At 70.6% G+C, this 24509-nt stretch carries 18 protein-coding genes and 3 pseudogenes; 8 read left to right on the top strand and 13 right to left on the bottom strand.

The features are described from left to right. Nucleotides 1-57: 57 nt before the first annotated feature. Nucleotides 58-705: a hypothetical protein gene (locus DTB53_RS21490; protein WP_012377983.1), complete on the bottom strand. Its 648-nt coding sequence runs from the start codon at nucleotides 703-705 to the stop codon at nucleotides 58-60. A 189-nt stretch (nucleotides 706-894) separates the two neighbouring features. Then, a pseudogene (locus DTB53_RS21485) lies at nucleotides 895-2512 on the bottom strand (adenosine deaminase family protein). Between the two features lie 436 nt (nucleotides 2513-2948). On the opposite strand from DTB53_RS21485, the gene DTB53_RS21480 reads away from it, so the two are divergent. Next, on the top strand, nucleotides 2949-4232 hold the full coding sequence (locus tag DTB53_RS21480) for a glutaminase (protein ID WP_012377985.1): 1284 nt from the start codon (nucleotides 2949-2951) through the stop codon (nucleotides 4230-4232). A 760-nt stretch (nucleotides 4233-4992) separates the two neighbouring features. Here DTB53_RS21480 and DTB53_RS21470 read toward each other — a convergent pair. From DTB53_RS21470 to DTB53_RS21455, 5 genes and pseudogenes are all read right to left on the bottom strand, one after another. Next, entirely contained in the window at nucleotides 4993-6093 is a 1101-nt protein-coding gene (locus DTB53_RS21470) for a hypothetical protein (protein ID WP_236586257.1), read from the bottom strand. Nucleotides 6094-6788: 695 nt separating this feature from the next. Beyond that, nucleotides 6789-6941 (bottom strand): hypothetical protein, encoded by a 153-nt coding sequence (locus DTB53_RS37485; protein WP_012377987.1) that lies wholly within the window; start codon nucleotides 6939-6941, stop codon nucleotides 6789-6791. 146 nt (nucleotides 6942-7087) lie between these two features. Beyond that, nucleotides 7088-7174 (bottom strand): annotated as a pseudogene (locus DTB53_RS37480) (transposase family protein); the annotation flags it as partial. Between the two features lie 506 nt (nucleotides 7175-7680). Further along, entirely contained in the window at nucleotides 7681-11478 is a 3798-nt protein-coding gene (locus DTB53_RS21460) for an AAA family ATPase (RefSeq protein WP_328707287.1), read from the bottom strand. Between the two features lie 242 nt (nucleotides 11479-11720). Next, nucleotides 11721-12038: a CU044_2847 family protein gene (locus DTB53_RS21455; protein ID WP_042495531.1), complete on the bottom strand. Its 318-nt coding sequence runs from the start codon at nucleotides 12036-12038 to the stop codon at nucleotides 11721-11723. Between the two features lie 353 nt (nucleotides 12039-12391). Here DTB53_RS21455 and DTB53_RS21450 point away from each other — a divergent pair. Further along, a pseudogene (locus tag DTB53_RS21450) lies at nucleotides 12392-12787 on the top strand (IS110 family transposase); the annotation flags it as partial. Between the two features lie 210 nt (nucleotides 12788-12997). Here DTB53_RS21450 and DTB53_RS21445 read toward each other — a convergent pair. Next, a complete protein-coding gene (locus DTB53_RS21445) occupies nucleotides 12998-14443 on the bottom strand; it encodes a dihydrolipoyl dehydrogenase family protein (RefSeq protein ID WP_012377991.1) in 1446 nt (481 codons plus the stop codon). Nucleotides 14444-14569: 126 nt separating this feature from the next. On the opposite strand from DTB53_RS21445, the gene trxA reads away from it, so the two are divergent. Then, a complete protein-coding gene (gene trxA / locus DTB53_RS21440) occupies nucleotides 14570-14968 on the top strand; it encodes a thioredoxin (RefSeq protein WP_003964568.1) in 399 nt (132 codons plus the stop codon). Between the two features lie 160 nt (nucleotides 14969-15128). Here trxA and DTB53_RS21435 read toward each other — a convergent pair whose 3' ends face one another. Both DTB53_RS21435 and DTB53_RS21430 read right to left on the bottom strand, forming a co-directional pair. After that, nucleotides 15129-15401: a hypothetical protein gene (locus DTB53_RS21435; protein WP_030700340.1), complete on the bottom strand. Its 273-nt coding sequence runs from the start codon at nucleotides 15399-15401 to the stop codon at nucleotides 15129-15131. 55 nt (nucleotides 15402-15456) lie between these two features. Next, entirely contained in the window at nucleotides 15457-16479 is a 1023-nt protein-coding gene (locus DTB53_RS21430; RefSeq protein ID WP_003964570.1) for a LacI family DNA-binding transcriptional regulator, read from the bottom strand. A 145-nt stretch (nucleotides 16480-16624) separates the two neighbouring features. Here DTB53_RS21430 and DTB53_RS21425 point away from each other — a divergent pair, with 145 nt between their 5' ends. Further along, nucleotides 16625-17092, top strand: coding sequence for a type II toxin-antitoxin system PemK/MazF family toxin (locus tag DTB53_RS21425; RefSeq protein ID WP_003964571.1), 468 nt, complete (start codon nucleotides 16625-16627; stop codon nucleotides 17090-17092). Between the two features lie 113 nt (nucleotides 17093-17205). Here the strand turns inward: DTB53_RS21425 and DTB53_RS21420 are convergent, their stop codons facing one another. Continuing rightward, entirely contained in the window at nucleotides 17206-18027 is an 822-nt protein-coding gene (locus tag DTB53_RS21420) for a TIGR02452 family protein (RefSeq protein WP_012377993.1), read from the bottom strand. 146 nt (nucleotides 18028-18173) lie between these two features. On the opposite strand from DTB53_RS21420, the gene egtA reads away from it, so the two are divergent. From egtA to egtD, 4 genes are read left to right on the top strand one after another with little or no spacing between them, the layout of a single operon-like run. Next, the gene (gene egtA / locus DTB53_RS21415; RefSeq protein WP_012377994.1) at nucleotides 18174-19544 is read left to right on the top strand and encodes an ergothioneine biosynthesis glutamate--cysteine ligase EgtA; all 1371 of its coding nucleotides are present in this window, start codon (nucleotides 18174-18176) and stop codon (nucleotides 19542-19544) included. After that, nucleotides 19541-20944 (top strand): ergothioneine biosynthesis protein EgtB, encoded by a 1404-nt coding sequence (gene egtB, locus DTB53_RS21410; protein WP_012377995.1) that lies wholly within the window; start codon nucleotides 19541-19543, stop codon nucleotides 20942-20944. The genes egtA and egtB overlap by 4 nt, the downstream gene beginning before the upstream one ends. Then, nucleotides 20944-21699 carry an ergothioneine biosynthesis protein EgtC gene (gene egtC, locus DTB53_RS21405; RefSeq protein ID WP_012377996.1) on the top strand — a complete coding sequence of 252 codons (756 nt, stop codon included), beginning with the start codon at nucleotides 20944-20946 and terminating at the stop codon, nucleotides 21697-21699. The genes egtB and egtC overlap by 1 nt, the downstream gene beginning before the upstream one ends. Beyond that, complete coding sequence (gene egtD / locus DTB53_RS21400; protein ID WP_012377997.1) at nucleotides 21696-22658, top strand: L-histidine N(alpha)-methyltransferase; 963 nt, start codon at nucleotides 21696-21698, stop codon at nucleotides 22656-22658. Before egtC ends, egtD begins: the two co-directional genes overlap by 4 nt. Here egtD and DTB53_RS21395 read toward each other — a convergent pair. Beyond that, the gene (locus DTB53_RS21395; RefSeq protein WP_012377998.1) at nucleotides 22601-23482 is read right to left on the bottom strand and encodes a lysophospholipid acyltransferase family protein; all 882 of its coding nucleotides are present in this window, start codon (nucleotides 23480-23482) and stop codon (nucleotides 22601-22603) included. The genes egtD and DTB53_RS21395 overlap by 58 nt on opposite strands. Further along, the gene (locus DTB53_RS21390) at nucleotides 23479-24327 is read right to left on the bottom strand and encodes a GNAT family N-acetyltransferase (RefSeq protein WP_003964578.1); all 849 of its coding nucleotides are present in this window, start codon (nucleotides 24325-24327) and stop codon (nucleotides 23479-23481) included. The genes DTB53_RS21395 and DTB53_RS21390 overlap by 4 nt, the downstream gene beginning before the upstream one ends. Nucleotides 24328-24509: the final 182 nt, after the last annotated feature.

Genomic DNA, 24509 nt, shown 5'->3' with positions numbered 1-24509 from the left:
GTTCGGCATGGGGTGGCCACACGCGCACGCGGTGTTCCCGCGCGTGGTGGGAAGCGCTCATCGCCAGGGGCGAGGTTGTGCGCCCGGGGCGTCCAGGGCGTCGAGGGACTCGACGAGGCCGCGGTGGCGCGCGTCGAGGTGGGGGCGGATGCCGGCCAGCGGGGCGACGAGCTCGGCGGCGTCCGCGGCGCCGAGTGCGGCCCGCAGCGCGTCCTGGGCCGAGCGTGCGTCGGGCGCGAGGGGGGCCAGCGCGGCGATCTGCCCGGAGAGGCGGCGCAGGTCGGCGGCGTTGGCGCGGGCCCAGTCGGCGGTGGCGCGGTCGGCGGCTCTCGCCCGACGCGTGGCCGCGACGCGCTGTTCGCCGGTGGTTCCGGCGGCGCCCGGACGGCCGCGCAGGTAGCGGCGTTCGGCGGCCTGGCGGCTGGCGACACCGAGCGGGCGGGCGAGATCGGCCCAGCTGGCGCCCGCCCCGCGGGCGGTTTCGATCAGCCCGGTCTCCCAGCTCGCGAGATGCTCGCGCACCTGCCGCAGCAGCATCAGGGAGGCCAGTGCCTGTTCGGGGCCGGGGCTCACGGCGTCGGGCGACCGGCGCTGCGCGTCGCGCAGGGCCTCGTCCGTGGCGGCGAGGGCCGCCGCCGCGGCGATGAAGGACGCCGGGCCGGGGGCGTCGGCACGGGCCGTGGACGGCTGGTCCGCCGCGGTCACGGGACCTCCCTCGTCTGGTCAGCGGGCCGATGACCTCAGAATTGTCATCCATTGGATGACGAATGACAACGGGATCGGTGGAAGACGCGGGCAGCAATGGCTCGAACTGGCCGTCGGTGTCTCACGGTGGTGCCACGCACCGACGGGGCGGCCCCGGCCCGGGACCGCCCCGTCTCCGGTGGCTCGCGGTCAGCGAGTGGCACCGTAGCGGCGTTCGAATCCGGCGAACGCCACCTCCTGCCGCCACTCGGTGGCCGCCTTCGCGTTGTCCGCGAGGTAGTCGGCGCAGGCCGGGGTGGGAGGCGCGGCGCCCGGCCGGGACCCGGCACAGACGCGCACCGGACGGTAGCCGGAGCGGGCCTCGCCACCGGCCCAGAGGCTTCCGCCGTCGAGGAAGGCGTACGTCAGCGAGGCGCGCGCCAGGTCCTTCAGCTCGGGGTAGCTCAGGTCGTAGGTGGCCCGGGCGTACTGGTACTCGTGGCTGATGTCGATGCGCGAGACACCGGGGTCGTCGGTGGCCAGGACCACCGGGACGCCGTAGCGGCGGTAGGCGTTGAACGGGTGGTCGTCGCCCGCGACGCCCAGGATCTGCTTGTTGCTGCTGAACGGCACCTCCACGGCGACATCGCGCCGGGCCATGGTCCGGGCGAGCTGCTGCCAGTCGTCCTCGTGGACCAGGTCGACACCGTGGCCGATGCGTTCGGCCCCGGCCACGAGGACGGCCTCGCGGATGTGGAACGTCAGGTCCTCGGGCTTGACGAGCCCCGGGGGTCAGCTCACCGGCGTGCAGCGTGAGCCGGGCGTCCGGGTACTGGGTGCGCAGGTACTGGAGCATCCGCATCTGGAGGCGGTAGTTGCGCAGGGAGCTCTCCGCGTCCTCCGGCTGGACGAGGTTGACGGCGACGAACCGCGGGTCGCGCTCCGCCAGCCGCATCCCGACGGCCATCTGCGTGAACACGCGCTCGTTCGAACTCGCGCGGGAGACCTGGGAGATCCACCGGACGGGAAGTTCGCAGCCGGGGTCGGGACGGCCGGTGTCGCAGTGGGCCGTCTCCCGGAACTGGGCGTCGGCGGCGTCCGCCTCGCGCACGGCCTCGGTGACGACCGCGTCGAGCTTGCCGCCGGCCACCAGCTTGCGGTGGAAGGCGGCGAGGTCGGCGTCGTAGCCGACGGACTCGGCGAGCTTCTTCGAGGAGTCCGACGCGGGAGTGACCAGGGTCTCCAGGTAGAACTGGTTCTGCTCGACGACGGTGTTGGCGACATCGGCGAGCATCTTGCCGCGATCACGCGTCGCTTCGCCGAACTTGCCGAAGGTGTCGAAGAAGTGGTCGTGGCCGGACTGGTCGGCGGGGAAGTCCTGCATGGACCAGGCGCGGACGATCCGCTGACGGAACTCCGCGTCGGTGCGGGCCTCGGCGGCCGGCCGCGTCCCCGGCCCGCAGGGCGGACGCACCGCGGTGTCGGTGGCGTCGATGCACAGGCCGTTCTCACCCGCGAGTCGAATCAGGTACTCGGTGGTCACCGCACCCGAGAGGTGGTTGTGGAGGTCGCCGCCCTTGGGCAGCGCTCCGAAGAACTCCTCGAGCCGGGCCGGACTGTTGCGCAGCGCGTCGAGACGGGCGTCGGTCATGCGCTCGGCGGAGGTCGTGAAGCGGCCCGGCGCCTGCGCGCCGGCGCGGGGCGCGGGTTCCTGCACGGGTGTCGCGGCCGCCGGCACCGCGGGGAGGAGCGTGAGGGCGGTGAGGAGACCGAGCCCGGCCGGGAGCAGGGACGTGGGACGGTGAGCCGTCCGAATCGATGAGGTCACGGTGGCATGATCGCGTCGGCGCGGTCGCTTCCCGTCCGGATCGTACGACCGGGCAGCAAGATCCACTCGATCGAGTGGAACGGCCCGACCGCCCCCGCCGGTTGGGCTTCGGCGGTGACGCGCCGTGACCCCGTACGTGCGCGCACGGCAGCGGCGGACCGTCCCGTGCGGACCGCGGCGCCACCGTCCCAATCTCCCCCGCATCCCGCCGAGTTGCTCCGCGATCCGGCCGGTGGCGACGGGCCTCTGTGGGGCTTCCGTCCTCGGCGCCGCCGCCCGCGGCGACCGGCGATCGGCTGCCGGCCGATCCGCACCGGCCCGGTCGGTAGCCTGGCCACGCAGACGACAGCGCCGTCGAGGTCCCGGCGGCGGAACACGGCACACCGTCAGGACGCGTCCCGCGCCGGACATCGGTGGTGCGATCGGAGAGGTGAGGATGCGGCCCATCATTCCCGACTATCTGGCCGAGGTGCTGGAGCAGGTGGAACCGGACGCCTCCGGGGCGCCGGCCGCCTACATCCCCGAACTGGCGGAGGCTGATCCCGAGCGCCTCGGCGCGGCCTTCGCCACCGTCGACGGGCGGGTGCACGGCGCGGGCGACATCGACGTCCCGTTCACGATCCAGTCGATCTCGAAGCCGTTCGCGTATGCCCTGGCGCTGGCCGACCGCGGTTTCGGCACGGTGCTCGCCAAGGTGGGCGTCGAGCCCTCGGGGGAGGCGTTCAACGAGATCTCTCTGGAGAGCGGCACGGGACGCCCGCTCAATCCCATGATCAACGCGGGTGCGATCACCGTTCACTCCCTGGTCGCGGAGGCGGGATCCGGTCCCGCCGAACGGGTACGACGCGTGCTCGACGGCCTCTCCGCCTTCGCCGGCCGCCGACTGGAGACGGACGAGAAGGTGTGCGCGTCGGAGCTGGAGCACGCGCACCGCAACCTCGCCATCGCACACATGCTGCGCGGCCACGACATCCTGACCGAGGACGTGCGGGCGGTCGTCGACGGCTACACCCGGCAGTGCTCGGTGCTCGTCACGACGCGGGATCTGGCCGTCATGGCGGCGACACTGGCCAACCGCGGCGTGAACCCGCTCTCGGGGGAACAGGTGGTGCCGGAAGGGGTCGTGCGCCAGGTGCTGAGCGTCATGTTCAGCTGTGGAATGTACGACGCCGCGGGTGACTGGGCCACCCAGGTCGGCATCCCCGCGAAGAGTGGGGTGGCCGGAGGCCTGATCGGCGCGCTTCCCGGACGTATCGGCATCGCCACCTTCTCACCGCGCCTGGACAGCCACGGAAACAGCGTTCGCGGGGTATCCCTGTTCGAGCGTTTCTCCTCCGACATGGGCCTGCATGTGATGGAGGTCCCCTCCGCCGGGCGGGCGGCCGTGCGGTCCAGCCACGTCCTCGGCGGCGGACCGGACGCGCTCCGCGTTCTGGAACTCCAGGGCGGCATCGGCTTCGCCGGAGCCGAGCGCGTGGTGCGGGAGGTCCTGGACACCGATCCGCGGGAGGCCCGGGTGGCCATCGACCTCACGCGGGTCCACGCGATCGACGACGTGGCACGGCGCATGGTGCTGGAGATCGCGCGCCGGCTGACGCTGGACGGCCGGGAGGTATTCCTCGTCGATCCGGAGGCGGTCATCCCCGATCCCGACCCCGGCGACGGCGGCCGGGTCACCGTCATCCGCGAGGTACGCCAAGCGGTGCCACCCGGCGCGTGAGCAGCGCTCTCTCGGCGTGCGGGCCGCTGCGTGGTTCCGCACATGGTGCGGCCGCTCCCCGCGCCGACGCACCCCGTTCGGGGGACGCCGTCCGGTGAGGTGTTCGTACCGGCCGGCGTCGCCCCGGTCGCCGCTGTCGTCCTCCGCCCCGCCACGGGGGAAGGCCCCTCAGCCGCGGTACGTCTCCAGCAGCCGCCGTAAAGGACACACCATAGCCGCCACACCACAATCGTCGGCAAGATCCTGACCCCTTGGGTACTGCTGCCAAAGGCGCTCTCGAGCACGACTAAACCGGCCCCACACTTGTCGCGACCGCAAGTGCTGCCCCCGGTCCCACCACCGTGCTCACCTTCGCCCCCGGGAACCTCACCACCCTCTGCGGGACACAGGTAACCGTGTTTAAGATCTGACAAGAACCGTCTGGCTCTCCAACGGGGCAGTATTTTTCTTGATCTTGGGTCTTCCAAGATTTCCACGATATTGGTCGAAACGGTCCAGTCTCCAGTTGAGCTGGAGGCGCCGACGAAGTAGCGCTGGTCGGAATGCACCTGCAGACAACCTGCTTGCCACTCGGCGGGAAGCGCAAACTGTCGCAGTGAATGTAACCTCACATGGTTACCCTGCTCGGGAACGGGTCATCGAAGCAAACCGACGGAGACGACTGCGTCCTGATACCCCACCGGAACCGGCGACCCAAGTCCCCTTTCGCCGTGACGGGGGCGGATCAACCGGTGCACGGTCAGACTCACCCCTCACATGCTCAGCTCCCTGAGCCGCCCCTGCGTTCACGTGTACGTTCGGCCTGAGTCATGTCGTCACCGATGAGCCCTGCGAAGACCAGCGCCCGCGAGCCGTCAAGGCTGGCCTTGATCTGGGCCTGGATGATGTCACTGGCCCTGCCACGGGTTCCGATCCAGCCGTCCTGAACAAGTTGAGTGAATGTCGTGTTGTCGAGATACCGAGGCACCGTGTGGTAGCCGAACAGCTCACCCCCTTTGGGGCCGACAGCCAGTCCGGGTCGACCTCGCAGCCACTCGACGTGTTCACGCGTGAGGTACATGCCACCAATCAGCGCATCTCCCTTCGGCGCCACCTGTTCGGACTTGCAGAACTTGATCCAGCATGGCTGGTGAACGAATCGGTAGTCGGTCGGAGGATCCTGTTCCAGCCGCGTACACGCATCCTCCACCTCCCTCATGCGCTTAAGCTGGTCGTCAAGATCACCGTCCGGCCGATATCCCCACTCACTACGCCCAGCTCCAACCTGGCCCATCTTCTTGTACTGCACAAGTATGAAGCTGTCCCGGTTCACATGGTGATAGATCAGATCGATTCCCAGGGTTTCCTCGGCTGGCAGGCGGTTCACGTTGGCGATGAAAAGCTGCTGGTCGCCCTTGCGGAATACCCGTGTCGCGAGATACTCCGCGTCATTTCCGATCCAGTCCGAGAAGCGTTGCGCATCGTGAGCGACAAGGTGGTCCTCGTGCGCCGGATGCCCCGGCAGGGTAGCGAGGACAGGTATCTGCCCCCCACCCTCTTCCGGGAACTCTGCCTCTTCGATGATGCTCCGGTCGAACCCACCCAGTTGAAGTGCCAGTCCGGTGGCGTCTCGCTGCTCCAAGAACAGCGCCCGCACTCTGCCGAGGATCCGAATACCACCCACCCTTTCCTGCAACCGAGCGATAACTGCAGCCAGATCCGCGCGGCATGTGGTAAGTCCGTTCAGCAGCTCTTCACCGGACCGCTTCGTCAGCACACCGGACCGGTCGACTGCATCCCGGTGTCGGAGTGGAAGCTGGTCGGATAGGGCTTCCATCGGAACTGGAGGCACGATTCGATGGAGCTGAGTCACCTCGACCACACGCCGAAAGGTACCGGCGGAGCGACCGCTCCGGGCCTGCCCCACGTACTCGACGCCTGGTCGTCCTCTCTCCTGGCCGGTCACCACCAGGACCACATGCCTGCTGGTCCACTCGCTACGCTCTCCGACCGACTCCCAGCCAGCATCGAGTTGCTCCTGCCTCTTACGGCTATCGAGGAACTTGACCTCACCTGGGGTGCACCGCAGTATCGCCACCATCCGATCACCGTACGTCGCCCTTCCTCAGGATTTCCATTCCATGATCCGGAATTCGACATCCAGTGAACCTGCCAAAAGGTGTACGCTCCGGGCACTCTCGATGCTGGGCAAGGCATTCGGTGTTGGCCCCAGGCTGAGGCACCACAGTGAGGGAGAGGCGGGGGTAGCACCGGATCAGCCCGTTCGGAGTGCCTCAAAGAGGAAGCGGTCAATCTCGGCGCTGCTAACGAGCTCGTGCATGGTTGGCCGTGCTCGACCCGGATCCGGCGTGAGGAGTGCGCCTTGCGCCGACGTTCGTGCATCTCCTCGTACCAGTTCGGGGCGTCTTTCTTTAACTTGCGGTGCGGCGGTGTCACCACCCGGCCACCGGTCTGGGCGCCCAGGCCCTGGTAGCCAGCATCGACCAGGATCTCCACCGCGGGCCCGTCGGCCAGGAACTCGACCAGCCCCAGCTGGCGGGTGTGGGCGATGCCCGCTCAGCTTGCGGGACAGACTGGACTGCCCCACCGGACGCGGCTTTCGCCGTCCTTGACCACCATGGACTTGACAGCGTTCTGCTTGTTCTTGCCGGAGATGAACATGTCCCGGTCCTTGCGTCCGGCGGCGGACAGACGGACTCGGATCTCCATGCCGTCGATGATGCCGGTCTTCCGCTCGCGCCGAGATGGTCGACGACCTCGGCCAGAGACCGCAGCCGCACGTCAGGGCTCACGGCGCATCCCCGCTCGGCAAACAGGGGCCGCACCTCACCGATGGCCCGGGTAATTGTGGAGCGGTCCACGCCGAACCAGCCGGCCAGCACGTCGTGGGTGGCCCCGTGGCAAAGATGGACCAGCGTGGCCAGCAGCCGGTCGATGAACACCAGCCGTGCTTCGCGCCAGCGCCCAGGGCCCCCTTCCGCGGCTTGGACGCCAGCCTGGCCTGGTGCCGCTCATGCCACAACGGGCCTACTTCGAAGACAAGTTCAGCGATCACGTCAGCCGACAGACAGGTCATTCGACGGCTGCTGACGATCACTGCACGAGACGCACTCTCCACAACCTGACCATGATCAACGATCAAGAGCCTGACACCTCACCACCAACCATGCACGAGCTCGTTAGCCAGCGCCCTCGCCTGACATCATGGATCGTCGTGAGCACCTCACACTCTGTCCGAGCCTCGCCTACTAGCGCAGTCACCTTGCGTGACGTCGCGCCCAGGGGCTCGAACGTCCCCACACTGAACATCCTCGCCCCCGCCGGCGACCGGACGACGGAACGGGGCCCTGCTCGGCACCATGATCTTGCCGGGCTGCAGGGCGACGCAGGTCGGCCGTTCCCCACCCAGAAGCCCTGATCTGAAACGCGCTCGAACCAGGAGAGCCCGTCAAAAAAGCCCTCTAGAAGCCAGATCCAGGGCAAGGATGCCACGCCACGTGCTTACCAGCAGCAAGCCGCCCGCCTCGATCACTACACGGCCAGCAGCTCCCACTGGGATTTCTGCCACTGTCTGGCCGTTCGCCGGATCCCAGAGCCGTACGGTGCGGTCGTCACTGGCAACGGCTAGGAGTGAACGGCCATTGACGCCGATGGCGCACATGGAGCGCACTTCGCTGTTGCTCTCAAGGATGCGGAGTTGTTCACCGTTGGCTGGGTTCCAGAGCCCGATGGTGCCGCGACCGGCGGCCGCAAGGACGGCGCGGCCGCCTACGTCAACGGCACACATGGACTGAACTCGTCCACTGGGGTCCTTCACCATGTGCAGTTGCCTGCCACTCTCAGGATCCCAGAGACGCGCTGTGCCGTCGGCACTACCTGTTGCGAGGACAGAACGATCGTCCATGGGTATGACGCACATGGTCAGGACCCACCCGGTGTGCCCCTTGAGGACGCGAAGTTGTTTGCCGTTTTCCGGGTTCCACAGGCGCGCCGTTGCATCCGCACTGCCAGTGGCCAGGAGGGTGCGCCCCTTCGAGGTGAGAATGCACATGGATTTCACGCGGCTGCCGTGCCCCTTGAGGACCCTGACCTGTCTACTGGTCTCGGGGTCCCAGACGCGGGCGCTCCGGTCCGTGCTGCTCGTAGCGAGCAGGGTGCGGCCCTTGACTGGGACGGCGCAAACGCAGCTGTCCCAACCGTGACTCCCCTTAATGGTGCGTAGCTGCTCGCCGGTCTCAGGGTTCACAAGGGAGACGGCTCCGTTGTTGCTCGCGGTGGCGAGAGCGGTCCCTGCCTCGAGTGGGAGAGCGCATGCCGCGCCAACACTCGTGCTGCCCCTCAGGCCTGCGTGCTGTTCCCGGTTGGGGTTCCAGAGGCGGACTGTCCCATCACTGCCCGCAGTGGCGAGCTGGGTGCGGCCCCCTAGGGGCAGCGAACACACGTCCAGGACCCAATCCACATGGCCGTTGAAGACAGCCAGCTGATTGCCGGTTTTGGGATCCCAGAGGCGGGCAGTGCCATCGTCGCTCGCGGTGGCGAGCACAGTGCGCCCCTCGAGGGAGAAGGCATGCACTGCGTTCAGCTCTTCACGGTGGCCCTTCAGGACAACGTGTTGACTGGCAGACTCGAGATCCCAGACGCGGGCGGTGCCATCAGCGCTCGCCGTGGCGAGCATGGCGCGCTCGTCGAGAAAGAAGGCGCACAGGGCGTTCACGCTGCCACCGTGGCCGCGGAGGACGATGGATTCACCGCCCCGGGGGTCCAGCAGGCGAATTAGGCCGTCGTCTCCCGCAGCAGCGAAGACCTCCCCCAGAGCGCACACGGCCCGGATGCGATGCCGGTGATGAGCCTTGACCGTGCGGATCTCCCTGCCCGTGTCCATATTCCAAAACCGGACGACCCGGTCGTCACTCGCGGTGGCAAGGACAGTGCGACCAGCCATTCGTCCGATGCACGCGGACCGCACCCAGTCACCGATGCCGTCGAACCGACGGACTGTCTCGCCCTGGTTGGGGTCCCATACTCGGGCGGTTCCGTCAGCACTCGTCGTGAGGAGTAGTTTGCCCTGCTCTGTCGCGACTGTTCTGACCGTCAGGACATAGTCGGAGTGCCCTTCCAGAACTCGCACGAGTTCCCCTGTCTCGGGATCCCAAAGCCGGACAGTGGCATCGTCGCTCGCGGTCGCCAGCAGCTGGCGCCCCGCCGCCTCCACGCTGCACACGGTTCGGACCCAATCCCTGTGGCCCTCGAGGATCGCTTCCTCTTCGTGCGGAACGGCAGCAGCCCACCGCGCGCGATAGGGAGCAGGGTGAGCGGACGTGCTGTAGGTATTGCCCAGGTTGTCGAGGGTCTCTGTAACACTCAACAGGGCGGCGCGATCGGATGGAGATGCGTCGAGCGCACGTAGCGTCCTGCGGAGCAGGCGTGCTTGCCGACGCGCATGGGGTGACGAGGCCGAGGTTGCGGCCGGGATAAGGCGACGCAGATCAGCGTAGAGGGCGAATGTCGGATCGCTCAGAAGCTGGTCGACGCTCCTGCCTCGTTCAGCGTGCCGCGGTAGCGCACGCAGCAGGTAGGCGGGCGCTTCAGACCACCCGACGGACTGCCCATGCTGTAGGAGAGCACTGGCGATCGCGCCTTCGTCCCTGACTGCGGATCGCTGGCGCACGAGTGCGTCGTTGAGGGCCTGGTGAAAGAGCCGGAACACAGCATTCTGCGGATCGGATGTACTGGTCTCAACAAGGAAGTTGGCAGCGGACGAACGAGCGAAGGCAAGCAGGTGCTTCTCTGATGGCACGGCGTGTCCCAGGGCGCTGATGGTGACGCGCCAGAGATCCAGCGGCATGCCTGGAGCCTCGGCGTAGGCCAGTGCGGTGAGTACAGCATTGGCCGGCACCCCATCGACATCGGGCAGCAGGTCGAGATACTCGTGCAGCGCTGCATCCACTGTGGGCGGGAACGTGAGCCGCTCTGGCCCGACTGGCTGGTGGTCGTACATCCCGTGTGCGCGGGCGATCAACCCTGCGACGAGGAAGTTACCCTCCGAGAGCTGGGCGATCCGATCAGCCACAGGGGCGGCCAAAGCAACGTCGTTATAAGGGTTGTCACGGCGCTCGGCGCCGCGTAGCTGCAGGGTGGCCAGGGCGTATGTAGCCAGGTCGGCGAAGTCGAAAAACTCAGGGTTGTCAAGGTCCAGGATGTTGGTGGACAGCCCAAACTCGTCGAAGAGTGATCCCGCGTCATCGGATCGCCTGCTGCCCACCACGACGCGCACGCCGAGGTCTTCCAGGTTCTCTGCCAGAGGTTGGGCGACACGTCGAAGGATCAAGCGCGCCTCGTCAGGGCTGGCGGCCTCATCGAGCGCATCGATGACGACGGTGAACCCAGTGCGTCCGCCGCTCTCTAGCGCGTCGCGGATATGAGGTGCCAGGTCGCTCACCCGCGCGGGAAGGTTCGCCGAGGCAGCCCGGGCGATTTCTTCGGCCACTTCCAGCGCGGACTTGGACTTGGCGTGCACAGCGCACGCCACAGACCCCTCCGGTGCTCGCACCGACTCGTCAGGGGGAAGCGACGCAGAGAGAGATACATCAGCCGTGGTAACGATGCGTCCGAGAACGGCCGACTTGCCTACCCCAGGAGAGCCGGTGACCACGAGGATCTGCCGCTTGGCTTCCTCTCCGACCAGCCAGGAAACGATCTTCTGGAGTGCTGCTGTCCGGCCACAGAAGCGGAACCCTCGCTCAGCATCCGTACTAACGCCCCGGGCGCGGGGACGCCAGTGGCGGCCGGCTTCCGGATCGTCAGTGAGGCTCCAACCCCATGCCGCCATCGCGCTTTCCCCAGCAGACTCTGCGGACCAGTCTGCGAGTAGGTGCAACTTCTGCTCTGGCAGACAGGCGTCGATCGCCCGAAGAGTGATGGCTCGGCCGTCTCCATTGCCGCCTTGCCCCTGGCCCACCATACCGACTACCGCCCCGTAGTCCGGCGACCACAAAGCCGCACCGCTGTAACCCCCTTGAATGGGGTAGCGCGCAGAGGTGTCGAGCCGTACCCAGCCGTAGCCCAACTCCTCCCCGATCTCACCTCCAGAGGAGTTGCCCAGCATGCCGTCAGGAAACCCGAAAGCCCACCAGCGGCGATGCACCAGGCTTCCTACTTCAGGCCTGCGGAGGCGTGCGACATGATTCCGAGAGACAGACTCTTCGAGAATCAGCACCGCCACATCATCGATGTCCTGATCCTCCACCGGCGGAGCCACCACCTCCCGCACACGTACTCTGCGTCGCTGCAGAGACTCCGCCTTAGGGAAGGCCACCCATAGCTCGTTGCGCTCCGCCCACGGCCCCCAGGCGACGTGGGCGCACGTAAGGACACGCCACGGATCGACAAGGAATCCTGATCCCCTGGGCTTGCGATCTCGCTCGCTGGTGTGGATGGCCGCAACCCAAGTGTCCGAACCAGGACGAGGATTGCCCTCCGGTGGGGTGCTCACGTCGCGCTTGAGGCAGCCTGGTCACGCGGCCAGATCAGTGTGATTTCGAAGTTCGCCTCGGTGGCCGCCTTAGCCACCAACCAGTTCGCCGTTCCGGTGACCTTCACCCCGAACTTCACCTGAACCTCACCCGGCTGCAGTGCCTTGACCTGCTCCAACACCGTGCGGGCACCCTCGACAGCCGGCCGCACGGCCTCGCGGATCCTGCCCACGACCTCGTCAGAGCTCACCGGATACCACTCGTCAGTCGTCTCGATTTCGAATCGGACCTCCGTCTCTTCGTCTGCCTGGTATGAAACGACCTGCGACGCCATCCGTCTCCCCCTCACGTGCAACCTGCCGTTCAGCCTAGCGGTGACCGAGGTGCTGAGGGGCCAGGTGCGACACCCTCCTTACTCCATTCACGGCCGCACGAACAGCGGTGGGGCGACTCCCCGACACCTTCTCCGTGGCTCCGCAATTGGGGCCTTCGGGTCCGGCATGGCTTCCCCCTTGATGTTCATGATCCGGGGGTTGGTTTCACCGGGTCCGGAGGCATCGACGGACCGCTGATGAGGGGCTTGAGCACCGGCTTCACCCAGGCCGAAGGAGCTCTCCGTAACATGGATGTGGCAGCTCGGTGCCCAGGCAAGGCCGGACGAAAGCGTGATGGAGTGGCCTGCACGTGATCGACACCGGCGACATCGACGTCTTCCTCGGCCTGGACGTCGGCAAGGGCGAACACCATGCCACCGCCGTCACACCGGCCGGAAAGAAGGCGTTCGACAAACGGCTGTCCCACACCGAACCCAAGCTGCGCGAGCTGTTCGCGAAACTCCAGGCCAAGCACGGAACGGGGCACGTCGTGGTCGACCAGCCGGCCTCGATCGGAGCTGTGCCACTGGCGGTCGCCAGGGGCATGGGCTGCCCAGTCACCTACCTGCCGGGACTGACGATGCGGCGGATCGCCGACCTCCACCCGGGTAAGGCGAAGACGGACGCAAAGGACGCGTTCCCCATCGAGGACGCGGTCCGCGCGATGCCGCACACGCTGCGGGCGATCGACGGCGAGGACGAGACGATTCCCCTCACCTGCGCTCTGTCAGCTGAAGCGACCTCATCTGCCTCTGCCCCGTCTCAGGGTTGCCTCAGTTGCTAACCCTCGACTCAGCCAACATCGACAACTGCTGCGGCCGGTCCCCGCAACGTGCAGATCCTCCACTCCGAGCCCATGCCACTCTGGAAAACTCAAGAGCCCGACCCGACGACCGCAGTATGGCTTTAACGGCGGTTCCTACTCTCGAAACGTCTCCAGCAGCCGCAGCCACACCTCGCTGATCGTCGGGTACGCCGGGACCGCGTGCCACAGACGGGCGATGGGGACCTCCCCCGCGACCGCGATCGTCGCCGAGTGCAGGAGTTCGCCGATGCCCGGGCCGACGAAGGTGACGCCGAGCAGGATCTCGCGGTCCAGGTCCACGACCATCCGGGCACGGCCCCGGTAGCCGTCGGCGTAGAGGCCGGAGCCGGCGACCGAGGCGAGGTCGTAGTCGACGGCGCGTACGCGGCGGCCCGCGCGTTCGGCCTCGGCGAGGGTGAGACCGACGGACGCGGCCTCCGGGTCGGTGAAGACGACCTGGGGGACGGCCGTGTGGTCGGCGGTGGCGGCGTACGCGCCCCAGGGGGCGGTCTCCAGGGGCCCCTTCTCCGCGCGGGCGCCGATCGCCGCGCCGGCGATGCGGGCCTGGTACTTGCCCTGGTGGGTCAGCAGGGCGCGGTGGTTGACGTCCCCGACCGCGTACAGCCAGTCCGTTCCCTCGACGCGGCAGCTGTCGTCCACGGTGAGCCAGGAGCCGGGTTCGAGGCCGACGGTCTCCAGGCCCAGGTCGTCCGTGCGCGGCGCCCTCCCGGTGGCGAAGAGGATCTCGTCGGCCTCGATACGGTCGCCGTCGTCCAGGTCGACGGTGACCGGGCCGTCCGGTGCGGGGCGGTGGACGGCGGTGACCGAGACACCCGTACGGATCCGGGCCCCGGCCTCCGTCAGGGCGTCGGCGACCAGCTCGCCCGCGAAGGGCTCCATCCTCGGGAGCAGACCGCCGCCCCGGATCAGCAGCGTCACCTCGGAGCCCAGCGCCTGCCAGACGGTCGCCATCTCCACGCCCACGACTCCCCCGCCGACGATCACGAGCCGGCCGGGCGCCTCCTTGGCGCTGGTGGCCTCGCGGCTGGTCCAGGGGCGCGCCTCCTCGACGCCGGGGAGGGAGGGGACCACGGCCCGGGAGCCGGTGCAGACGGCGACGGCGTGGCGGGCCGTGAGCCGGTGCTCCGTGCCGTCGGGGGCGGTGACGGTGACCGCGCGGGGGCCGGTGAGCCGACCCGTGCCCCGGTGGACGTCGGCTCCGACGCTCTCCAGCCAGGCGACCTGGCCGTCGTCCTGCCAGTGGCTCGCCTCGGCGTCCCGGTGGGCGAGCACGGCCTCCACGTCCAGGGGGCCCCGCACGGCGGCGCTCAGTCCCGGCACCCGTCGGGCGTCGGCGCGGGCGACGACGGGGCGTAGGAGCGCCTTGCTCGGCATGCACGCCCAGTAGGAGCATTCGCCGCCGACCAGCTCGGACTCGACCACCGCCGTGGAGAGCCCGGCGGCGCGGGCCCGGTCCGCCACGTTCTCTCCCACCGGACCTGCGCCGATGACCACCACGTCGTACTCGGAGCGCTCGGACTTCTTCCCTGCGTCAGTCATGGGAACAGTGTCCTCGCGGGTGTGCGCCCCGGCCACATGGGCAGGCGGAATAGCGCAAGTGCAGTCACCGTTGTGCCGGACAGGACCTGTCAGAACCCCACCGGCAGAGGAAGAGGTATCCCCCGTATGAGCACCGTCGAGCTCACCAAGGAAAACTTCGATCAGGTCGTCAGCGACAACGATTTCGTCCTGATCGACTTCTGGGCTTCCTGGTGCGGGCCCTGCCGGCAGTTCGCGCCGGTCTACGACTCGGCCTCCGAGCGCCACCCCGACCTCGTCTTCGCCAAGGTGGACACCGAGGCGCAGCAGGAGCTGGCGGCGGCCTTCGAGATCCGCTCCATTCCGACGCTGATGATCGTCCGTGACAACGTCGCGGTCTTCTCGCAGCCCGGTGCGCTGCCCGAGGCCGCTCTGGAGGACGTCATCGGCCAGGCCCGGAAGCTGGACATGGACGAGGTCCGCAAGTCCGTCGAGGAGCAGAAGCGGGCGGCCGAGGCGGGCGAGGGCCGGCCGGAGACCCCGTAGCCCGCGCCTCTTCGCGCACGGCACGCCCCGGGGCCCCGACCGACACCGCGACGACGGTGTGCGCGGTCGGGGCCCCGGTCGTGCCCGGAGGGGGCGCGGAGCCGGGCTCTCCCGGGGCTGTCGGCCCCGCGCCTCCCCCGCTCCTTCGCTTGTGTCGTTCTCAGGACGCCGGGCGCTCTCCCTGGGCCCCGGCGACGCGGACCGACATGCCGTAGTCCAGTTCCTCGCCGTCGATGAGCACGGCCTCCACCGTCCGGGTCTCCGGGTCGACGTCCGCCTCCATGCCCTCGCCCGCGTACCGGGGGTAGCCCGAGGCCCCCGTCTCGCCGGTGGCGGCGACGACCGCGGACCGGATCGGCCGTCCGGGGGCCCCGGTCCGTGTCCTGCTGTGGTCGGGGATCAGGAGGAGTTCGTAACTCTGCGGGTGGCTCATGCCTCCGACGCTAGACATCCGGCGCGCCTCGCGCATGTCGTCGCGCCGGAGGCGGTCAGCTGGATTCCCGGTGCACGGCGCTGGTGCGGAGCAGGTCCTGATGGACCGGTGGTCCGCCCGGGTACTGCACCATGCGGTCGATCGTCTCGGCCAGCGGCTGCGGCATGGCGAGCTCCATCCGGACGGTGCTCAGCCGGGGGCGCAGCAGCCGGCCGATGAGGGAGTCGTCGGCGCCGATCACCGCCGTGTCGGCGGGCACGTCCACCCCGGCGTCCTGGAGGGCCCGCATCAGCAGCATGGCGTACTCGTCGTTGTACGCGAACACCGCGTCCAGTCCCAGCTCCGGCCAGCGGGCGGCCAGCTGTTGGGCGGACTCCTCCTCGTACCGCAGGGGCAGCGGGCACACCCGGGCCCCCGCCGGTTCGGCCACGCGCCGCGCACCGATGAGGCGGGGTTCGGAGAAGGGCACCCGGCCCGGTTCCTCGGGCATGACCACGCCGATGTGGCGACGGCCGCGGGCCAGCAGGTGTTCCACCGCGCTGGCGCCGACCTGGCGTTGGTCCATGACCAGGCCGTGTGCTCCGGCCACCGGGCCGGGGCCCAGGGTGATCACCGCCTTGGCCCCGGAGCGGGTCAGGATGCCCGTGCCGTGGGGGGTGAGGGCGATGCCCGGCGGTACGACGACGGCGACGGGCCGCAGTTCCGCCCAGGCCGTGGCCGCCTCGTCGGCGGTGAGACCGACGCTGCCGTACTGGACGACGGTGTAGTCCAGGCGGCGCAGCCCGGACTGGAGTTCCTCGAAGAAGTACTGGTGCAGGGGTCCCGCCGGTATGTGGCCGGAGGGCAGCAGGACCATGCGGCTGTGTCCGGCGCGCAGACTGCGGGCAGCCGCGTGCGGAACGTAACCGAGCTGGAGGGCGGCCTCCCTGACCCGGCGTCGGGTGGGTTCGCTGATCCGGACGGTGGCGTTGTTGTTCAGTACGTACGACACGGTGGCCCGGGACACTCCGGCGAGGCGCGCGACATCGGCGCTGGTCGGAACGGAGACTTCGGCGGGCTGCTTGGGTAACTGGCTCATGGCGTCGGGCAGTCTTCCAGACCCGTGGGATCGGGTTTCGGCCCGGGCCCCGCAGCTCCGGTCACGGTGGCCGGAACGCCGCCCCGCGACCCCGGCCCGACGCCCCGCTCCCGGGATCGGGCGGTGGGGGTTCTACGGTGTTGCGATGACGTTCCACGACAGCGCGTACCGTTCCGACAACCCCTTTGACGTGCCCGGCAGCAGCGGGCCGACGGCCACGACGGAGGCCGACACCGACGACGTGGGCCCCGTGCGCACCTCCTACGCCCCCGATCGCGACGGGGATCCCGATCCCGGCGAGATCGTCTGGACCTGGGTGCCTTTCGAGGAGAACGACGGACGGGGAAAGGACCGCCCGGTGCTCGTGGTGGCCCGGGAGGAGGCGGGCACGCTGCTCGGCGTGCAGCTCTCCAGCAAGCGGCACGACGGGGAGCACGAGTGGGTGGCACTGGGCGCGGGCCCCTGGGACAGCTCGGGGCGCCCGTCCTGGGCCGGTCTCGACCGGGTGCTGCGGGTCCATGAGGACGGGATGCGCCGGGAGGCGTGCGCCCTGGACCGGGAGCGGTTCGACCGGGTCGCGGGGCGGCTGCGCGAGCGGTACGGCTGGAGCTGAGCGGCCAGGGCGGGAGGCGGCGGGACGAGAGGCGGTGCGGCGGGAGCCTGCGACGCCGAAGGCGGTGCGGCGGTGGTGCCCCCGCCTGGCACGGCAGCGCCGCCGGCCCCGGGTCAGGTGAAGGCGCGGGCGAAGGCGGCCCGGGCGGCGGATTCGGGGGCCCGGTCCAGGATCCCGAAGACGATCTGCTCGAAGTGGCCCCCGAACCGGCCGCCCTCGCCGAGCAGCGCCCGGAACGCCCGCGCCACCTGTGCGGGCTCGTTCTGGAAGACCCCGCAGCCCCAGGCCCCCAGGACCAGCCTGCGGTAGCCCCGTACGGCCGCGACCTCCAGTACCCGTTCGGCGCGCGAGGCCAGGACCGCCGGGACGCGGTGGGCCTCCTCGGGGGTCTGCCGGCGGATCACCCCGGCGTTGGGCGCGGGTGAGGTGAGGAAGCCGACGGTGTACGGGGCGTCCAGGAACGCGCCGCGGTCGTCGCGGAAGACCGGTACCCCGGGCGAGTGGATCACCCGGTCGGTGTAGAAGGCGCCGCGCTCCGCGCGGTGGTGCGCGTAGTACTCGGGGGCGCGCAGGAGGGTCGCGTGGAGGGCCGAGGCGCGGCACAGGGCCTCCTCCTGCGCCTGCGCGCCGTTGAGGTAGCCGCCGCCGGGGTTGCGGGCCGAGGCGAAGCTGAGGACGGCGACCCGGCCGGGGGCCTCGCCGGTCATCCGGCGGGCCGCGGCGAGGCTGCTCTCGCCGGTGACCTCGATGCGCGGGGTCCGGTCGGTGTCCAGGGCGGCGACGTGCACCGGTTCCGGCCCGTAGAGCTTGGTGCCCGACAGCGCGGCGGCCACGGCCCGTCCGATGGGCACGTCCTGACCTGCCGCGTTGCGATATCTCCCGGCCTCGACGACCGCTTCCGTGTCCCGCGCGATACCGCGCAGCCGCGCGCTCACTCGCGCTCCCCCGTGTGGTGCATACGGGGCATGCTGACGGGGAACCCGGCCTGGGTGCAACCGGATTCTTCTGGCTCGGGGGCACCCTTGTGCGATCTCCGGGTACGGGTTTGGCTGGTAGGTACGCGGCTGAGAAGGAGGCCCCCATGGGCTGGGACATTTCCGGCGCGAACGGTTCGCGCCCGGACGCCGCCCCCCTCGACGAGAGCGGGGCAGAGGATTTACTGCGCGGCATATGTTTCAAGACGGGCCCGCCCCGAACCGTCGGGGTGGAGCTCGAATGGCTCATCCACGACCGGGAACGGCCTGACCTTCCGGTCGGCCAGGAACGGCTGGACCGCGCCGTCGAGGCGGTCCGCGCGCTGCCGCTGAGCGCGGCGCTGACGTTCGAGCCGGGCGGGCAACTGGAGCTCAGCTCGCAGCCCGCCGGATCCCTCATGGAGTGCGTCGACACCACCGCCGCCGATCTGGCGGCGGTCCGTGCCGCGCTCGACACGGCGGGGCTCGCACCGGTCGGGCTCGGTGTCGACCCGTGGCAGGCGCCGCTCCGCAGGCTGCGGGAACCCCGCTACGAGGCGATGGAGGCCGCGCTGGACCGTACGGGTCCCGCGGGGCGGGCGATGATGTGCACCTCCGCGTCGGTCCAGGTCTGCCTGGACGCGGGCGAGGAGGAGCCGGGGCCGCTCGGTTACGGGCGGCGCTGGCAGCTCGCGCACCTGCTGGGCGCGGTGCTGGTCGCCGCGTTCGCGAATTCCCCGTTCCGGCAGGGCCGTCGGACGGGCTGGCGTTCCACCCGGCAGTCGCTGTGGGCCGATCTGGATCCGGTCCGGACCCTGGCGCCGGGCTCCGGGCGTGCGCCGCGCGAGGCCTGGGCCGCGCACGTGCTGGACACGACCGTGCTGTGCATCCGGCGCGAGGAGGGCCCGTGGGAGGTGCCGGAGGGGCTCACCTTCCGCGAGTGGATCCGTACCGGGTCGCCCCGGCCGCCGGTGCGGGCCGATCTCGACTACCACCTCACCACGCTGTTCCCCCCGGTCCGACCGCGCGGTCACCTCGAACTGCGCATGATCGACGCGCAGAGCGGTCCCGACGGGTGGCTGGTGCCGCTCGCCGTCGCCACGGCCCTGTTCGACGACCCGGAGGCCGCCGAGACCGTGTACCGCACCCTGAAGCCGCTGGCCGAGGCATCGGACGCATCTGCCGCACCGCGCAATGCGCTCTGGACGACGGCCGCCCGCGAGGGGCTCGCCGACCCGGAGCTGCGGGGCGCCGCCACCGCCTGTTTCGGGGCCGCGCTGCCGGCCCTGGAGCGGATGGGAGCGAGCGGGGCGGTCCGGGACACCGTGGCCGCCTTCACCGACCGCTATGTCGCCCGGGGCCGATGTCCGGCCGACGACCTGCCCGAGCCGGGCGAGCTGAGCCATCGGGGCCTGTCGTCCGATCAGGACCTGCTGAGCGGTCCGGGCCCGCTGAGCGATCACACCCCGCCGCGTTCCGGAAAGGCGGCCACCGCATGACCGATCACCGTGAAGGCACCCGGCACCGCGAACACTCCGACGCCTTCGATCCGGCCGGCTCCACCGCGTCGACCGGGTTCCCCGTCGCAGCCGGCATCGATCCGGAGGCGCTGCGGCGGCAGGCCCTCGCAGCGCTGCTGTCCGCGCGCGAGCGCACCGCCCTGCTCACCGACAGCGTGGACGACGGCGAACTGACCGCTCAGCACTCCCCGTTGATGTCGCCACTGGTCTGGGACCTGGCGCACATCGGCAACCAGGAGGAGCAGTGGCTGCTGCGCGCCGTCGGCGGCCGCCAGGCGCTGCGCCCGGAGATCGACGGTCTCTACAACGCCTTCGAGCACTCCCGTGCCTCGCGCCCCTCGCTGCCGCTGCTGGCACCGGCCGAGGCCAGGACCTACGCCTCCGACGTGCGGGGGCGGGCACTGGACCTGCTGGAGGGCGTACCGCTGCACGAGGGCGGACGCCCGTTGGAGCGGGCCGGGTTCGCCTTCGGCATGATCGCCCAGCACGAACAGCAGCACGACGAGACGATGCTGATCACCCATCAGCTGCGCTCGGGACCCGCCGCGCTCACCGCGCCCGAGCCGCCCGCGCCCGTCGAGGCCGAGGTGCTCGGGGACGAAGTGCTGGTTCCCGGCGGCCCGTTCACGATGGGCACCTCGGCCGAGCCGTGGGCCCTGGACAACGAGCGGCCCGCCCACCGGCGCGAGGTGGCGGCGTTCCACCTGGACACCTCACCGGTCACCTGTGGCGCCTACCTTCGCTTCATCGAGGACGGCGGGTACGGGGACAGCCGCTGGTGGGCCCCCGAGGGCTGGGCCATGGTCCGTGAACACGACCTGACCGCACCGCTGTTCTGGCGGCGGGAGGCGGGACAGTGGCTGCGCCGCCGGTTCGGGGTGACCGAGCCGGTACCCCAGGACGAGCCGGTGCTGCACGTCAGCTGGTACGAGGCGGACGCGTACGCCCGCTGGGCCGGCCGGCGACTGCCCACCGAGAGCGAGTGGGAGAAGGCCGCCCGTCACGACCCCGTCTCCGACCGCTCCCGGCGCTACCCGTGGGGCGACGGGGACCCGACGCCGGAGCGGGCCAACCTGGGCCAGCGCCACCTGCGGCCGGCCCGGTCCGGCGCCTATCCGGCGGGGCGTTCCCCCTCGGGGGCGGGGCAGCTGATCGGTGACGTGTGGGAGTGGACCTCCAGCGACTTCCTGCCCTATCCGGGGTTCGTGGCCTTTCCCTACCGCGAGTATTCGGAAGTGTTCTTCGGGCCGGGGCACAAGGTGCTGCGCGGCGGGTCGTTCGCCGTGGGCGAGGTCGCCTGCCGGGGCACCTTCCGCAACTGGGACCTTCCGGTACGGCGGCAGATCTTCTCCGGCTTCCGCACCGCGAGGAGCGCCTGATGTGCCGTCACATCGCCTACGTGGGCGATCCCGTGGCACTCGGCGAAATTCTGCTGCGGCCTCCGCACGCCCTGGTGCGGCAGTCCTGGGCGCCGCGCCGCCAACGCCACGGCACGGTGAACGCGGACGGCTTCGGGGTCGGTTGGTACGCCGAAGGGGACCCGGTGCCCGGTCGCTACCGCCGTCAGGGACCGATATGGGGCGACGAGACCTTCGCCGATCTGGCCCGGGTGGTGCGCAGCACCGCACTGCTCGCCGCCGTGCGGGATGCCACCGAGGCGGGTGCGGACGGGGAGGCCGCGGCCGCGCCGTACACCGCCGGGCGGCAGCTGTTCAGCCACAACGGGATGGTGCGGGGCTGGCCCGGGTCGCTCGCCGACGCGGCCGCCGCCCTGCCCGCCGAGCGGCTCCTGGCGCTGGCCGCCCGCAACGACTCGGCGCTGATCTGGGCGCTGATCCGCCACCGGACCGACGCCGGCGACGATGCGCCGCGGGCCGTCGCGGAGACCGTGCGGGAGGTCGCGGCCGCCGCGCCCGGCTCCCGGCTGAATCTGCTCCTCACCGATGGGGAGACGATCACGGCGACCGCCTGGGGCGACACCCTCTGGTACCTCACGACACCGGGCCGGCGCACCGCGGTCGCCTCGGAGCCCTACGACGACGACCCGCTCTGGCGCGAGGTCCCCGACCGCACGCTGCTGGTCGCGACCTCCACGGACGTCCTGCTCACCCCGCTCAAGGAGCCCACCGCGTGAGTCCCTTCCTGTTGACCCGCACCCTGCCGGTGGACGCGACGGGCGCGGCGCTGCGCGCCGACGTCCTCAGCGGCCTGACCCGGCACCCCAAGACCCTGCCGCCGAAGTGGTTCTACGACGCCCGCGGCAGCGAGCTGTTCGAGGAGATCACCCGGCTGCCGGAGTACTACCCGACCCGTGCCGAACGGGAGATCCTCCAGGCGCGCGCCGAGGAGATCGCCGCGGCGTCGGGCGCCCGGACGGTGATCGAGCTGGGCTCGGGTTCGTCCGAGAAGACCCGTCATCTGCTGGACGTGCTCCCCGAGTTGCACAGTTACGTCCCCGTGGACGTGAGCGAGAGCGCGCTGACGGGGGCGGCCGAGTCGCTGCTCGTCGAGCACCCCGGCCTGTCCGTCCACGCGCTGATCGCCGACTTCACCGGCGGCCTGGCCCTGCCGGGGACGCCGGGCCCCCGGCTGGTGGTGTTCCTGGGGGGCACCATCGGCAATCTGCTGCCGGAGGAGCGGGCGGGGTTCCTCCGGTCGGTGCGCTCGCTGCTCTCGCCGGGCGACGCGCTGCTCCTCGGCACGGACCTGGTGAAGGACGAGGAGACGCTGGTGGCCGCGTACGACGACGCGGCCGGGGTGACGGCGGCCTTCAACAAGAACGTCCTCAGCGTCGTCAACCGTGAGCTGGGGGCCGACTTCCCGCTCGACGACTTCGATCACCTCGCGGTGTGGAACCCGCGGGACCGGTGGATCGAGATGCGGCTGCGGGCCCGGCGGGCGCTGAACGTCAAGATCCGTGAGCTGGACCTCGTGGTGCCGTTCGAGGCCGGTGAGGAGCTGCGTACGGAGGTGTCGGCGAAGTTCCGGCGGGAGGACGTCCGTGAGGAGCTGGCCGCCGCCGGGATGCGGCTGACTCAGTGGTGGACGGACTCGGCGGGGCGGTTCGCCCTGTCGCTGGCCACGGCGGTCTGACGGGGCCGGAGCGGGCCTTGGGGTCCGAGGACGGCCGCTCGTGCTCTGCGGGCCAGGGCGCGGCGGTCGTCCCCGCCGTCCACGGGGATCGGCGCGAGGACGTCGACCCGGGCGGTGAGCCCGCCCGCCCGCACCACCCGCCACAGGGAGGCCGCGAGCGGGTCGGACCCGACGAAGGCGACGGCGCCCGAGGCAGGCCCGAAGCGGTGCTCCGCGGTGCGGTAGGCGATGCGGACCGGCCGGACCGTCGCACCGGCGTCGATCGCCGCCTGGAAGACGGCGGGCCGGAACGCGCCGCCGTCCCGCCCGCACCAGGTGCTGCCCTCCGGGAAGGCCACGACCCGGGAGCCGGAACGCAGGGCGGCGGCGACCTCCCGTACGGCGGCGGGCAGGGCGCGCAGCCGGTCGCGTTCGATGAACAGGGTGCCGCCGAGGGCGGCGAGGGGGCCGAGCAGGGGCCAGTGCCGGATCTCGCTCTTGGCGACCGTCCGGCCGGGCAGCACGGAGGCGATCAGCGGGATGTCGAGCCAGGAGATGTGGTTGGCGACGACGAGTTCGCCGCCCGTGACGGCTTCCGGGGCCGGCCCCCGCACGCTGACGCGTACGCCGAAGGCCCGGGGGACGGCGCGCGCCCACCAGCGCGTCAGACGGCCGCGCGGGACGGGCCCGAGGAGCAGGGCCGACGGGAGGCATGCCACGCCCAGCAGGACCAGTGCGCAGCCGGCCAGCAGCAGGAGGGCGGCGGGCAGCGGCGCGCGTACCGCTCCGGTGTGCCGGGCGCAGCCGTCCGGGGTGCAGGGGGCGACGGGCAGCCAGACGCTCATCGCGACGGGGCCAGGGAGAGGAAGTGGCGCAGGTAGCGCGGGTCGGTGCGGCGCAGCGAGAGCAGGACGTACAGGTCGGCGACGTCGAAGTCGGGGTCGTACGCGGGGGCTCCGCAGATCTGGGCGCCGAGCCGGAGGTAGCCGCGGAGCAGCGGCGGGAGGTCCGCCCTGGAGCCGGTTCCGGTGCCGTGCGCGGAGGAGTCCCACAGGCGGTGCGGGGTGACCCAGTACTTCTCCGGGGCGAGGTGGCTCGCGCGGACGGTGTTCCAGCTCCGGGCGGCGCTCGCCCCGCCGTCGGCCAGGGGGAGGGAGCAGCAGCCCGCGATCCAGGTGTGGCCGGTGCGCTCCATGTAGCGGGCGAGTCCGGCCCAGACGAGGGCGATGACCGCGCCGTCGCGGTGTGCGGGGTGGACGCAGGAGCGGCCGACCTCGACCAGGTCGTCGCGGATCGGGGCGAGCCGGGTGAGGTCGAACTCGCTCTCCGCGTAGAGGCGTCCGGCTATCCGGGCCCGGTCCGGCGGCAGCAGCCGGTAGGTGGCGACGACGTCCCCGGTGGCGGTCTCGCGCACCAGCAGGTGGTCGCAGTACGCGTCGAAGGCGTCACTGTCCAGGCCGGGCTCGGGCCCTTCCAGCCGGGCCCCGAGTTCCCCGGCGAACACGAGGTGGCGCAGGCGCTGGGCCGCGCGTACGTCCTCGGGACCGGTGGCGAGGGAGACCCGGTAGGGCGGTTCCGGGGCGCCTGCGGGACCGGGGGCCGGGGCGGAGGCGGGGAGCGGGGCCGGGGCGGAGTCGGGGGTCGGGACGAACGCGGAGGCGGGGAGCGGGGCGACGGGCAGCGCGGTCATGGCGGTCTCCGGGGACGAAGAGGTGAGGGGCGCTGCCGGGCCGTCGCGGGGTGCGACGGCCCGGCCCCTTACTTCTTCCGTCACCGGCTGGATTCGACGTGACCACCGCGGGGAGCGGGGATGTGCGACGGCTGAATCCCCAGGGGCCCGGCTTCCCGGAGCACGCCGCCCCGGGAACGCGC

Origin of the sequence: Streptomyces griseus (assembly GCF_900460065.1) — a bacterium.
GTDB lineage: Bacteria > Actinomycetota > Actinomycetes > Streptomycetales > Streptomycetaceae > Streptomyces > Streptomyces griseus.
This window is presented reverse-complemented; position numbering and strand designations above follow the sequence as displayed.

Bases quoted from the DNA above. Each gene is read 5' to 3' on its own strand.
- DTB53_RS21395 (WP_012377998.1), bottom strand. From the start codon at position 23,482: ATGAGCGTCTGGCTGCCCGTCGCCCCCTGCACCCCGGACGGCTGCGCC.
- trxA (WP_003964568.1), top strand. From the start codon at position 14,570: ATGAGCACCGTCGAGCTCACCAAGGAAAACTTCGATCAGGTCGTCAGC.
- DTB53_RS21445 (WP_012377991.1), bottom strand. From the start codon at position 14,443: ATGACTGACGCAGGGAAGAAGTCCGAGCGCTCCGAGTACGACGTGGTG.
- DTB53_RS21435 (WP_030700340.1), bottom strand. From the start codon at position 15,401: ATGAGCCACCCGCAGAGTTACGAACTCCTCCTGATCCCCGACCACAGC.
- DTB53_RS21480 (WP_012377985.1), top strand. From the start codon at position 2,949: ATGCGGCCCATCATTCCCGACTATCTGGCCGAGGTGCTGGAGCAGGTG.
- DTB53_RS21430 (WP_003964570.1), bottom strand. From the start codon at position 16,479: ATGAGCCAGTTACCCAAGCAGCCCGCCGAAGTCTCCGTTCCGACCAGC.
- egtC (WP_012377996.1), top strand. From the start codon at position 20,944: ATGTGCCGTCACATCGCCTACGTGGGCGATCCCGTGGCACTCGGCGAA.
- DTB53_RS21455 (WP_042495531.1), bottom strand. From the start codon at position 12,038: ATGGCGTCGCAGGTCGTTTCATACCAGGCAGACGAAGAGACGGAGGTC.
- DTB53_RS21390 (WP_003964578.1), bottom strand. From the start codon at position 24,327: ATGACCGCGCTGCCCGTCGCCCCGCTCCCCGCCTCCGCGTTCGTCCCG.
- DTB53_RS21425 (WP_003964571.1), top strand. From the start codon at position 16,625: ATGACGTTCCACGACAGCGCGTACCGTTCCGACAACCCCTTTGACGTG.
- DTB53_RS37485 (WP_012377987.1), bottom strand. From the start codon at position 6,941: ATGGAGATCCGAGTCCGTCTGTCCGCCGCCGGACGCAAGGACCGGGAC.
- egtA (WP_012377994.1), top strand. From the start codon at position 18,174: ATGGGCTGGGACATTTCCGGCGCGAACGGTTCGCGCCCGGACGCCGCC.
- egtB (WP_012377995.1), top strand. From the start codon at position 19,541: ATGACCGATCACCGTGAAGGCACCCGGCACCGCGAACACTCCGACGCC.